Raw genomic sequence first — 13,536 nt, 5'->3', positions numbered from 1 at the left:
GTTTGATGTGCAAAAATATAAGTTTTGGAGTTTCTTTTGTCCTGTTGACTGAAAAATTATCCGCAGACACATCCATTCATCACGAACAGTTGTAGCCTGCGGCTTAATTAGAGAGAGATTTTTTTATTTATTCTGTCTCCAATGATATGTTTGGAGATTCAAGTGCCAGTGAATTATATCTCATAACTACAAGTATTGCCGTAAGCACCTGTATGAACAGGAACACCAGCAGGAATATCCACCATGACACATTTACTTTCATTGCAAATCCCTGGAGATATTCGTTTATTGCTATCACCGCTACGGGTATCGAGATAATAAAACCTGCCAGGACAATAAAGAAGTACGGCTTGTTTCCCAGCCAGAGTACATCGGTGTAGTCTGCTCCGAACACTTTGCGGAGGGCAATTTCCTTTCTCTTATGCTGAATGTCGAATATTACCATAGAGAAGACGCCGACCAGTGACAATACTATTGCTATTATTGAAAAACACAGCATCGTGTTGGCGAAAGAATTCTCACGCTGATATTGTGCGGCAGCCACATTGTCGTAGAACAATACTTCGGTAGGATATTCGGGTTCCACTTTGCTGATTATCTCCTTTATGTGGGATACCGCCACAGTTCTGTCGTATCCGGAAGCAAGTCTCACAAACATATCCGACAGGTACCCGCTTTCAGCCGGTAGGGATATAAAACATACGGCGCTTTGGCTTTTGCGCATGGACGTGAAGTTTACATTGTCGCATATACCTATTGCCTCCGCTTCCATGGAAGGTATATTTCCAAGTTCCACACCGTAATTGTCCTTCATATACCGGTTTACTATAATGTCTCCTTTGCTCGTTTTAGGAAATGTTTTCCCTTCTGTCATATTTATTCCCATCACTTCAGGAAAATCAGGAGTAACATATATCAGGAAGCTCGGAATGTCTGTTCCGTTATATTCTATTCCCTCAGTGCAATAAGTGTCCTGTGCTCCAAATCTTTCGGACGTGAATGCCACATTCTCTATTTCAGGATATTTCTGAAGTTCTTCCTTTATCCATGCGCCTTTGTTCTTTACTATATCGCTTGTCAGTCCTACAATGGCTATGCGATCCTTGTCAAACTTAGGGTCGAACTGAAGCATCATCCTGTTCTGCAGATAGATTGCCGCTATGAACAGAATCAATGAGCACGAAATGGCATACTGCACGCACAGAAGGGTTTTCTTGATTTTCATTCCCGAAGAACTGAGGTTGAAGTTGCCTCTCATAGCAAGTTCTCCGGTATATGATGTGGCGAAGAATGCAGGATATATTCCCGAAAGTATTCCTCCGGACAGTGCCAGAAGCAGTGTTATGATTACAATGGAAGAATTCTTCTCAAAGCAGAACACTGTGTTTACGATTCCCATTTCCGTGACAGCAGGAGAGAGGAAAACTACTGCAATCACTGCTCCGACAAATGCTATGAGCGACAGCAGGACAGTTTCCTGAATTATCTCCATACGTATCGTACGGGTGTCCTCGCCAAGTATTATCCTGGTGTTGATGGTTTTCAGTCTTGACGGAATGAGCGAGGTATAGAAATTTGTAAAATTCAGTAGGCCTACAATGATTATGAGGAATGAGATAATGGTCAGTACATTGTATTGTGTGAGACTTCCGCTCCGGAACACACGTCCGTCCGACTTCTCTTCCTGAAAATATACGTCAACCAGCGGTGTGAGATAAATAGGGGTGAGACCACGGTATTTATCAAACTCGAACTTGCTGTTGAATTCATCTTCCACCAGAGAAACATTCTCGCTGTCGTCAAGACGGAGATAGCATACAAAGTTGCTTGCTCCGAAGTTCTGAAGGAAGAAATCCGGAATCTTCATGTATATCTCGTTCCGTATCTGTGAGTTTGCAGGCAAGTCCTCGTAAACGGCACCTACAGTCCATTTGTCGGAACGCAGAAATCCGCTACCGGACTTAATCTTCACCTGTTTACCTATGGGGGATTCGTTGCCGAAAATTTTGCGTGCCGTACTTTGCGGAATGGCAAGCTGCTCGTTCTTCGACAGTGTTGCGGGATCACCTTCTACAATCTTTATTCCGAATACCTTGAAAAAGTCTTCACTCACCACATTGGCGGTTTCTATGAATCCGCTGGAAACTCCGTCTTTCATAGTAGTGATATATACCTCGCCAAGGAAAGGACATACCACAGTTCCCGCTACGATATGGCTTGAAGAGCGTATCACCTCGTCCGAAAACCCCGGAGGAAGTATCGAGCGGAAAATGGTATTGTTGTCCGAAAGATCCACCCTGTAGATGTTCCCGGCGTCAGGATGGAATCTGTCGAATCCCTTTTCGAAGTCCAGCTGCACGGATATGAGCATAAAGGCGCTGAATGCCAGAATCAGACCGACAAGGCTCATAAGCATTGGAACGAAGTATTTCCTCAACGTATATTTTATGTTTCTCAGTGCTTGCATATTAAATTTGAGTTCTTGAGTTTTTAAGTTTTTAAGTTACGAGTTGACAAGTTGACGAGTTGACAAGGTTGCCGTCCGGATGGAGAACCTTGTTCACTTGTAACTGGAGCCTTGTCAACTTTAAAAAGAGGCTCGTCTCTTTTATTCATTTTTAAGTGACAATACCGGATTGGCATTCGATATTTTCAGGCTGCAGATTACCACAGTAGCTACTACTATTATAGCCACTATCAGGTCTGCTGCAATGAAATATAGCAATGATAGACTGACTTTCTCGGCAAACTGTTCCAGCCAGAGTCCTGCCACATAATATGCCAGTGCATCGCCTATGATAAAGGCAACAACGAGCCATTTCATTATGCCGGCCACGAAAAGCGAAAGGATTTCTGCCGTGGTGGCTCCGTTTATCTTGCGTATGGCAATCTCCTTGCTTCTTCGTTGTGCTTCATCGCGGACGTATCCCACGAGTCCTAGGAAGGCTATCGCTATGGAGAATATACTTCCGGCAAGGATGGTATTCTTCATCTTCTTGTTGTCGTCATACATACTGTTCATTACCTGTTCGTATGAGAAAACTTCCATATCCTTTTCGGTAATCACTTCACTCAGTTTGTTCTGAATTCTGTTTATTGTCTCAGGATTGATGTCCTTTACCTTTATAAGTATGTACGGCATATATTCATTATCAGCCTTGCCAGTAAAGCGTACGCTCGGACGTTTGTCCATTCTGTTCAACAGTCCGATACGGTAGTCCTCGTAAACTCCCGAAATTGTCAGAGTTCCAAGGTTCATTGCCGAAGAGTCTGAATGCTCGGTCAGATAAATACCTTTTCCTATAGGGCCGTCGTTCCAGTCTGTAAACTCTTTCATCTTTTCCACGAAGCTGCGGCTGACGGCAATCTCGTTTTCTGCGGCAGGCACACGTCCTTCAATTATTGGAATGTCAAAGAACTCGAAGAACCCTTCTGTACCGGCATATTGGTCGGCTATGTTGAAAAGTTCGCTGTCACTCCCGGGGAGATAGACATTGTTTCCCGAGCAATAGTCGAATGGAAGAGTGTATGCCCTCTCCACGTCAACCACATCTGGAATGGATGATATTACTTCAACGCTTCTCGATGCCTGTACTTTATCTACTCCTCTGACATTATAGTATAACACGTTGTCGTAATTATATCCCGGATCATCATTCAGAGCCTTGTCGTACTGAGCGGCAATGATGAAAACAAAACTCAGAAGGAACACGTTTATTATAAATTGGATGAACAGCAGACATAGTTTCCATTTCCTTTTGTTCTCCTTGTAGTTCATGAACGCCACGCTTACCGGAATCTTGTTGTAAAGATATCCCGGAAGCAAAGCCGAAACCAGAAACAACACCAGTATCACTCCGCATAGTACAATCATCGTCTCTTTTATGAAAAGAGTCTCCAGACTGACTCCAAGCAGATATTCTATTGTCTGTCTGAATCCCAATATCATCAAGAATGCCAGAAGCAGTGAGAAGAACAGATATACTGATGTCTCTTTAATCAGCATACCGTATATGTTTGTTCCTTCTGCGCCATAGCATTTGTGGATACCTATCTCCTTCGAGCGTTTCACCATTTCCGATATGGATATAAGCATATAGTTCATTAGTGATATCAGAACCAGTACAAACGAAACTACTGAAAGGATGATTATAAGATTCCTTACGTACGGTTCGGATGTATGAAGCTTATGGAACGGACTGAGTACGCACCATATCTTGTATCCGCTGTTTTTCAGTTCCTCCATAGGCAGGTTCTTGTCCATCATTTTGCGTATGGCTGGATCGATGGATTCGGGTGTAACACCTTCTTCAAGTTTTACGTATCCTTTGTACCGGTCATTTCCAAGCCAATTGTCAGTACTTTCCTTAGGATAAGTTTCCATTGAAAGCAGAATGTCGTAATACAGACTTCCGTTTTCCGGGAAATCTTCATATACTCCTCCTATAGTGAATTTTAGTTTGGGCGCCTCTTCGTTGTAAATAATTCTTCCTACTGCCTTGTCAATGCCTCCCATCTTTTCGGCAAACGAACGGCTTACCATAATGTTGAATCTCTGAGCCAGTACTTCCTTCGGGTTTCCTGCCAGTATCTTGCGGTCAAAGACATCGAAGAATGCGGTATCCGCCAGAACCAGCGTACCGGTTACAAGAGCCTTGTCTTCCGTATAGAATTTGTTGCTTTCGAAAAGGAAGGTGGTGCGTGTGGCGCTTTCCACTCCCGGTACATATTTCTTGAATCCGGGAGCTACTCCACCACTTACCTGACTGTTTTCGTCAGTTTCGCCCCTCAGTGAATACATTGCCTTGATGAGATATATTCGGTCAAGGCCTTTGTAGAAATTGTCGTATGACGACTCAAAGCATACCTTGGCTATGAGAATACATCCTATGGCAAGGCCTATTCCTAGAGACAATATTTTCAATATGTTGTTGAACTTGAGCATATTTTTTAGTTTTTAAGTTACGAGTTGACAAGTTGACGAGTTGACAAGGTCTTATCCGGATGGAGAACCTTGTTTCCTTGTAACTGGAGCCTTGTCACCTGAAAAGAAGCCTCGTCATCTCTTTTATTCATTTTTCAGTGTTTCAGCCGGATTTTCCGAAGCTGCCTTGTAACTGCACAGTGTGACAACTCCAACGGTAATTATTGCTACCATGACGAATGCCAGCAGGAATACCCACCAGTGCAACGGAGAGCGGTAGGCAAATGTGCTATAGTAATAATCCATTACAATATATCCCACAGGTGCAGCTATCAGGAAGCTTATAAGCAGTATGTAGAAGAACTTGCGGTTGAACATCTCCAGTATCTCGCGTATGCTTGCACCGTGAACTCTTCTTAGGCCGATTTCCTTTCTGCGGAACTTGGTTTCGAACATAAGCAGACCGATTATTCCCATCAGTGATATGATTACTGCAAGTATGGTGAACAGCGTTATAAGGCTGATTAGTTTCTGTTCCTTACGGTATTGTGTTCCAAGTTCCTCGTCGAAGAACTTCAGGTTTATTTCTTCGGTGTTGAAATCCGGAACTATTTTTGCAGTTACTTTTCTTACAGCTTCCTGTACTTCACTGTATGTAGCTCCCTTATTACTTCTTATATAAAGATGGGCTGGTACTCTCCATGGATTCTTTCCAAACACGTAAAAAGCAAAAGGTTCTACCTTATAATGTAAAGGCATGAACTTGAAGTCATCGCAAAAACCTGCTATGTCTGTTTCTCCTTTATGTCCATGAATTTTACTTTCGAGAGTCAGTCCAAAATCTTCTTTCGCTTTTTTGTTGAATATGAAGATACCTTTATCGCTTTTTTCGTCAGACTCCGTGAAATCGCGTCCTTCAGAAATGTTTATACCCATAAACTTCAGAAAGTTATAAGATACAGGATAACATGTGAAGTAAACTTCCTTACCGTTAAAGTCGCGTCCCCATCCCATTCTGAAAGCACTGACTAAAGGAGAATCTCCCCATGCCACTTCTTTTATGGATATGTTATTCTGAAGTTCAGACGTGAATAAATCATGGTTGTTCCAGTTTGCCGGGACCTTTACGGTATAAAGAAATTCCTTATCGAATCCCATGTCATAATTCATCATATAGTCGTACTGTATCTTTATGAAAGCGGCACACATTATGAAGATAATGGATATAGTAAACTGGAAACTTACAAGAATGTATCTGAAAGATTTTCCCTTACGTGCAGTTCCCATTGTACTTTTTATAGCCATTGCCGGAGAAAACGAGGTTATATACATTGCAGGATACATACTTGCCGAAATTGTCATTATCAAGGCCACGAATAATGTTAAAACAGCAATGTTCGCATTCTCCTCTATATTCAACGGGCAACTTATCAATTCTGCATATGTAGAATTTCCTATAACTTTTATAATAATATATGCCAATAGCAAGGATACTATTACAAGTATTGCCGATTCGACTATAAATCCGGTAACTAAAGACAATCTGGAACTTCCTAAGATTTTCTTGGTATTTACAGACCTCAACTTTACCGGTATTTGTGCCATGAAAAAGTTAAGATAGTTGATTAGGGTTATAACCAGAATAAGGATTGAAACGACGAATAGAGTTACAGTTGTTGTTTTGTTGCATTGATATGATGTAGGATTATTTGATACTATATCGTTGAACTGAAGGCCATGAAGAGGGAATAGCTTTATTGCATATTTGTCTGTATATTCTTCAGTTGATTGTTCTGAGGTATTTTCGTCTATTAATTTTTGAAATACGCTTTTAGCTATTTTGTTTATGCTGTTATTATAGTCTTCTATGCTTTCGGAACTATTGAGTTTTACATAATACTTGTATGACCATTCACTGTAGTTTTCAATGTTTTCAGTTTCAAGCATGTCACAATAAATCAAATCTATATTGCCGAACAATGAATTGATTGGCATCCCTTTATATATGGCAGTAACTGTTCTTTGCTCATTCAGCTTAGTAAAAGTATCAATCCAGATAATATCACCAGGTTTTAAATTGAATTTTTTAGCGGTCTTCTCGCTTATGGCTACAGTTTTTTCTTTGTTCATTCCATCGAATGTACCGGCTATAGCTTCAAATCCAAAAAGACTGAAAACTTTACTTGTAGCTTCTGTGATATTCATTTCTACTTTTCTCGTTTCATCGCCTTTCTTTATTTGCACAGAAGAATTCCCGTGTGGTTGGATTACCGTATAAGACTCTACTATCGATGACTGCTTTAATATGGATTCTGCAATCGGACGACTGAGATTTACGCTATATTTGCCTTCTTCGTACCAGTCCTTATGTGTCATAACGAATATACGGTCCAAGTCCTTGATTTTGCTGTTGTAGTTCCAGTCGTAATTCACCTGGACCATTATAATGTATATTGCCGCAAAGGCAACTGTCATACCTAACAGGTTAAGTATTCCTGCACCTTTGAATAGTCTGATAATGTTTCTCATTGCTTTTAAAAGTTATATAGATACTACAATCAAGTTCTTTATTATTCGCTTTTAAGATTATTCACCGGATTGTCCGATGTGGTTTTCAGGCTGATAAGCCAGACGGAACCTAACGAAATGACAACCACCAAGACAAAAGCAGTTACCGGTATCCACCACTGGAAGTGAGGATCGTATTCCACAAACTTATCTATCTGACGTATTCCAAAATAGATGAGCGGAACAGCTATAACCAGACTTATGAGCAGTGATTTCATTGAGAACTTCATCAGGTTGCATTGTTCCATCCATGAATTTGAACCGAAAACCTTACGTATGGAGATGTCGCGCTTGCGTTGTGATACGAAGTAGAGGCTCATGGCTGTAAGTCCCAGTAATGATATGATGAGTGCCGCAAATGTGAAAATGACGATAGTCTTGTTCAGACGTGTTATATTGTCGTATGTATTGAGCACTTCGTCATGATACCATTTTGAGTCGAAAGGTATTCCGCCTATTATTTCGTAAAACAGGTCATCGAGCTGTCGTTTGTACTCCTCATTCGCCGATGTGGTTTCTACCAGAACATTCCACGGTGAAACCTTTTCTACCGGAAGAATTCTCATCTGAAGAGGATGAACTTCACCCATCAATGAGCGTATCTTGAAGTCCTTGAATTGGCCGAGAATATTGCATTTATATCCATATCTGTTGATGTAATAATCAGGACCCTGACCGATTGAAAGCAAATCTTTCATGGCATTTTCGCTGACAAAATAACTTTCGTCGGTGTTCCCAAGGCCGCGGTCTTCAGTAATCTTTATGTTAAACATCTGCAAGAATGATGAATCAGCAATGAATGTCTGAAAACTCATACATTTCAGTGTGTCGGCACTGTTGAAATAGTTCATATTGTTGTTTCCTCCATCGTTTGGTGTTCCGCAAGCGAAAGAAACTCTTTTTACGAAAGGCAGTTTCAGTGCCTCGCTGCGGAACTGTCTCATCTGCTCATTGCCCGCCATGACCGGATAGTCTATTATACTGCCATATTCATAACCAAGCGGAGCATTGAGTATTCTGTATATCTGCATGCTGAAATAGAAAGAACAAGTCAGCAATGCTATAGTAAGACAGCTTTGGAATATATTCAGTCCGCGGAAATACACCAGTTTGGTCTTGCGTCGGAACGTTCCCTTTACCACATCCATAGGATTATATCCTGACAATATTGATGCCGGCACGATGCCCGAAGCGAATGCCAGAACCGCAACCAACAGTATGTATGATATTACTGTAATATATGATACGTCGCCCAGTATATCAAGTTTAACTTTAAGCAAATCCATGGCGTATGGTTCCACTGCCAGTGCAAGTATGAAGGATATAATGAAAGATGCTGCTGTAAGTATAAACGACTCAAGTATCATTCGCCAGAAAATATCTTTCCGTGAAGAGCCTAAGATACGTCTTGTCGCCATTTCCTTTGCCCTGTAGCTGGTCTGTGCCACACTCATGCTCACGTAATTGAATATAGCCATAAGCAGGACGAGTACTCCTATTATTATAAAGGTCACAACAACCTTATAATTGTACTGTTTCAAGCCTATTGAAGACTGTATGTCTGAAAAATAAAACTCACGGACAGGAATGAATTTTACAGTTTTGTATGTTCCGCCTTCGTATATCCAGTAAAATGTTTTGAGGTATGAAACTATATCGTTAGCCTTGGTGTTAAGATCTGTGTTCGGTAATAGACGGAAGAATAGATTTGCCCCACCTGAATTACTCATGTGTGTATTTTCTATTGCAGAACCATAATTATAGTATTTTATATTTTCGAATGGTAAAATTATTTCCCATTCATGAGGAATAACAGAGTTGTCCATATCCTTCATGATACCTGCAACTTTGTATTCGTTTGTTGCCATTGGCTGTATAGTCTTGAAAGTTTTGCCTATACAATCAGTGGTTCCGAACATCTTTATAGCTGCCGACTGGCTTATGACAGCATTGTCATTCGAAATCAATACATCATCAGGATTTCCATACAGAAGAGGAAAACCGAAGAAGCTGAAGAAGTTTTTCTTTGCCATACCTACATACAAAGTCATCTGTTTATCTTCAGACATTACCGGATATTCAACACATCCGGAAATGGCACACCATTCCTCAATTTCGGGATAGCGGCTTTTCAGTTTGTCTCCTAAATTGTAATGTCCAGATGCATCTTCTTCGCTTGCCATTATATACGTCCTGTCGGCATCCTTCATATCTTTATCTACAGTAAGTTGCCTGAATACCATGTTCGATATCAGCAGTATGAACATGAGCGAGATGCTCAGTCCTGCAAGATTTACCAACGTGAAAACCTTGTTTCGGCTCAGGAACTTAAAGTATGTCTTATATTCATTCATATCATCTTGAGTTTTTGAGTTTTCAAGTTTTAGAGTTTGTTCTCAACAAACTCTAAAACTTGAAACTATCAGACTTGCATTTACAATTCATTTCTTACATCACCCACAATACGTCCGTCGAAGAGGTTGATGATTCTTTGTGCTACTGAAGCGTCTTTCTGTGAGTGTGTCACCATTACTATAGTTGTGCCTTCAGAGTTCAGTTCTGTAAGCAGATCCATTACCTCCTTACCGTTCTTTGAGTCGAGGTTACCGGTAGGTTCGTCGGCAAGTACCAGCTTAGGGTTTGATACTACGGCACGGGCTATTGCCACACGCTGCTGCTGACCACCGGACAACTGCTGTGGGAAGTGGTGTGAACGGTGGCTGATGTTCATTCTTTTCAGAATCTCCGTAACACGCTGTTTGCGTTCTGCCGCACCGATGTTGAGGTATTTCAGAGGCAGTTCCACATTTTCAAACACATTCAGTTCGTCTATCAGGTTGAAGCTCTGGAACACAAAACCAAGGTTACCTTTGCGGAATTTTGTACGTTCGCGTTCTTTCAGGTTTGCCACTTCCTGTCCCAACAGTTCATAGCTGCCTCCTGTAGGATTGTCCAGCAGACCGAGGATGTTCAACAATGTTGACTTGCCGCATCCTGACGGCCCCATGATAGCTACAAATTCACCTTCGTTTATTTCGAAAGACACTTCGTTCAATGCTGTAGTTTCAATTTCTTCTGTACGGAAAACTTTGCTGAGGTTAGTTACTTTAATCATATTGTTTGAGTTTTTAAGTTTGTTAATTCAACACCAGACAGTCATTGTCACCGAAATTGTCATATCCAGATGTGATGACCTTTTCTCCCGGTTGCAGACCTTCAAGCACTTCGTAATACTGCGGGTTCTGACGACCTATACGTATTTCTCTTTTATAAGCTTTCGAACCGTCCTCGGTAATCACGTAAATCCATCGTCCGCCTGTCTTCTGGTAGAATGTGCCGCGAGGAATCATAATGGCTTCTTCCGGTTGTCCCAACTGAAGGTTCAGATAGTATGTCTGACCTGTACGGATATTCTCAGGCTGTGCTCCGCTGAATTTGAAGTCGGCTTTGAACTTTCCGTCGCGTACTTCAGGATAGACCTTGCGTATGACGGCATGGAACGATTCGTCCTGTCTTTCGAAATCGGCTTCCAGACCGGAAGTAACACGGTCGATGTAGTGTTCGTCTATCTGTGCTTCAATCTTGTAGCTGTCAAGGGTATTTATCTGTCCAACTTTGCTGCCCGACGGTACAGACTGACCGAGAACAACATCAAGCAACCCCAGTTCGCCATCTATAGGGGCAGTAATCACAAGGTTGTCTTTTCTCTTGCGTATCATCTGCATATTGATTCGCATATTGCTCAGACTTTCCTGCATCTGTTCCACCTGTACGCTGCGGTAAAGGCTGTCCTGTATGGAACGTTCCTTTACGAGTTCCAGTTTGTCCTTTGCCAACTGATAGTCTTCTTCGGCTTTCAGATAGTCCTCTTTGGCTATCAGGTCTTCGGCGTAAAGAGATTTTTGCGATTCGTATGTTCTGCGATAGCGTCTTACTTCCATTTCCAGTTGCAGCATTTCCTGATTTACGCTCAGACGTTGCTGTTCCATCGAAATCATTGTATTGCGGAGGATATTTTCCTTTTCTGCAAGGTCGGCTTCCGAGTTCAATATCTGCATATCAAGGTTTTCGTTTGTAAGACGCAGGATTTTGTCGCCGGCTTTCACGTGCGAACCTTCTTCCATGAATATCTCTTTCACTACTCCTGTTTCAAGGGGACTAAGCTGGATGGTTGTCATCGGCTGTACCTGACCTGAGATACGGATGTAGTCGTTGAATTCGCCTTTCATAACCTTGTTTATTGATAAGGTTTCCGCATTCACTCTCAGTGTGCTTACATTGTCTCTTATCAGGATGTATCCTATAAGGCACAACAGCAGTCCGCCACCCCAGTAAGGCAAGGCTTTTTTGCTGAACACCAGTGCCATTCCTTTTTTCTTTTCTATTGCTCTGTCCATGATATGTTATACTTTTTTTATTGTTCTATGTAACTTATTCCTTTATAATATTTCACTACGCTGCGTTTCAGATAATATTGCAGCAGTGCGTTCAGCTCTTCCGCCTGCGAGTTCAGGAAGGAATTTGTGATGGTCTGATAGTCGATAGGGGATACCATGCCCTGACGCATTTTCTTTTCGTGCAGCAGATAGGTAGCTTCCTGTGCCTTTGAACGTTTCATGGCAAGTACAAGCGACTTGCGGGCACCAGTCTTGTCCTGTATTGCACGCTGTACTTCGGATTTTATGTCGTGTACTGTCTGTCGGTATTGTGCTTCGGCGCGTCGGTACTCGTTTTTCTTTTTCGAAAGGTTTGAAAATTTTGAAAGTCTGTCATAGATAGGAAAGGACAGGCTCAACTGAATGTATTCGCCGGAGTTGTTTTTCCACTGCGAATTGAATGACGGTACATTGTAAGAGTCGTTTCCCGGATAGCTGTAGTAACTGGTTGACCATCCACCACTAAGCGACAGACTTGGAAGAAACTGCCATTTTGCCGTGTTCAGTGCGAATTTGGCTTTGTCCATCGTGCCTTTGGCTATGAGTGCTGATGGCTGTGAGCTGACCGCGTAATCCATTATTTCGTCCGCCCGGTCTTCTTCTTCCACCAGTGCCGAATATTTTTCGTCTATCATCGTGCGGTCTATCCTGAGTTCTTCCTCCACAGGCCACATCATTACGGATTTCAGTGTGAGCAGTGCATCCTGGCTGTTGTTGAATGATGTCTCCAGCTGATATTCCCTGTCGGCAAGGTCGGCCTCCATCTGTGCCACGTCAGGTCGGCTTTTCTGTCCCGTTTCATATTGTTTCTGCATCAGTAGCAAGCTGGCTTTCGAGTTTTCCACTTGTTTGCGGAGAACTTCAGTCATTTCGGTATGGAACAGTACATTGAAGTAGGCTTCCATAACTGCCAGACACAGTTCGTCGCGCAGCTTGTCTTCCTGTGAGATTCCCATCTTTACGGCTGTCTGCGAAATTCTGATATTGTTGATGGCGGAAAATCCGTTGAACAGTGTGATGCTTGCGCTCAGTGAGTAACCGTTATTGAAAGATGTGGTATTGGTATAGGTGTTTGTCTCAGGGTCCACGGCACGTCCGAAATTACTGTAGGCGTATGTTCCTGCCGAAACGGACGGGGTGAATGTTTTTAGAATTGCGTCACGTCTCTCAGTACGCGCATCGGCATTGTCAAGTTTTTGTATTTCATTTTTGGTGGAATATTCTATTGCATATTCCATACAGTCGCGCAGTGTCATTGTACGTAAGGAATCGGCAGCGGATGTTGTGTCGCTTCCGTAAGCCATGCATTGCGTTCCTGCCAAAATTAGAATTATGGGTATAAATATTTTTTTCATTTTACGGTTGTTTTTACACTAACTATAATGCCATAACCGTGCCAAAAATGTAATTCGTTGATATTGTGATAGTTGATAAAAATGTCTGTTGTGGCAACTGTAAGGTTTCTTTACAGTAGTGTAAAGATGGATTACACTGAGGTGTAAAATATAATGTATGAATGACAATATTTGGATTTTATTTTGATTAAATATGTAAAATGTATTTCAAAGTTGTGAATGTTGATAATTTTAAAGTTTTTTGTATCAATGC

Annotated in this window: 7 protein-coding genes; all 7 read right to left on the bottom strand. The window is 41.8% G+C overall.

Translation table 11 applies throughout. The features are described from left to right. Positions 1–127: 127 nt before the first annotated feature. Positions 128–2,467, bottom strand: coding sequence for an ABC transporter permease (locus NW213_RS08565; protein ID WP_258322490.1), 2,340 nt, complete (start codon positions 2,465–2,467; stop codon positions 128–130). A gap of 141 nt (positions 2,468–2,608) precedes the next feature. After that, on the bottom strand, positions 2,609–4,945 hold the full coding sequence (locus tag NW213_RS08560; protein ID WP_258322489.1) for an ABC transporter permease: 2,337 nt from the start codon (positions 4,943–4,945) through the stop codon (positions 2,609–2,611). 123 nt (positions 4,946–5,068) lie between these two features. Then, the gene (locus tag NW213_RS08555) at positions 5,069–7,453 is read right to left on the bottom strand and encodes an ABC transporter permease (protein ID WP_258322488.1); all 2,385 of its coding nucleotides are present in this window, start codon (positions 7,451–7,453) and stop codon (positions 5,069–5,071) included. 41 nt (positions 7,454–7,494) lie between these two features. Next, positions 7,495–9,846 (bottom strand): ABC transporter permease, encoded by a 2,352-nt coding sequence (locus NW213_RS08550; RefSeq protein WP_258322487.1) that lies wholly within the window; start codon positions 9,844–9,846, stop codon positions 7,495–7,497. An 80-nt stretch (positions 9,847–9,926) separates the two neighbouring features. Then, entirely contained in the window at positions 9,927–10,607 is a 681-nt protein-coding gene (locus tag NW213_RS08545) for an ABC transporter ATP-binding protein (protein WP_154043934.1), read from the bottom strand. 22 nt (positions 10,608–10,629) lie between these two features. Continuing rightward, positions 10,630–11,889: an efflux RND transporter periplasmic adaptor subunit gene (locus NW213_RS08540; RefSeq protein ID WP_154043933.1), complete on the bottom strand. Its 1,260-nt coding sequence runs from the start codon at positions 11,887–11,889 to the stop codon at positions 10,630–10,632. Positions 11,890–11,906: 17 nt separating this feature from the next. Further along, positions 11,907–13,283 (bottom strand): TolC family protein, encoded by a 1,377-nt coding sequence (locus NW213_RS08535; protein ID WP_258322486.1) that lies wholly within the window; start codon positions 13,281–13,283, stop codon positions 11,907–11,909. Positions 13,284–13,536: the final 253 nt, after the last annotated feature.

It is taken from the genome of Bacteroides sp. ET336 (assembly GCF_024733815.1).
GTDB lineage: Bacteria > Bacteroidota > Bacteroidia > Bacteroidales > Bacteroidaceae > Phocaeicola > Phocaeicola cellulolyticus.
This window is presented reverse-complemented; position numbering and strand designations above follow the sequence as displayed.

Coding starts and splice junctions, on each gene's coding strand:
- NW213_RS08540 (WP_154043933.1), bottom strand. CDS start 11,889: ATGGACAGAGCAATAGAAAAGAAAAAAGGAATGGCACTGGTGTTCAGC.
- NW213_RS08555 (WP_258322488.1), bottom strand. CDS start 7,453: ATGAGAAACATTATCAGACTATTCAAAGGTGCAGGAATACTTAACCTG.
- NW213_RS08550 (WP_258322487.1), bottom strand. CDS start 9,846: ATGAATGAATATAAGACATACTTTAAGTTCCTGAGCCGAAACAAGGTT.
- NW213_RS08565 (WP_258322490.1), bottom strand. CDS start 2,467: ATGCAAGCACTGAGAAACATAAAATATACGTTGAGGAAATACTTCGTT.
- NW213_RS08560 (WP_258322489.1), bottom strand. CDS start 4,945: ATGCTCAAGTTCAACAACATATTGAAAATATTGTCTCTAGGAATAGGC.
- NW213_RS08535 (WP_258322486.1), bottom strand. CDS start 13,283: ATGAAAAAAATATTTATACCCATAATTCTAATTTTGGCAGGAACGCAA.
- NW213_RS08545 (WP_154043934.1), bottom strand. CDS start 10,607: ATGATTAAAGTAACTAACCTCAGCAAAGTTTTCCGTACAGAAGAAATT.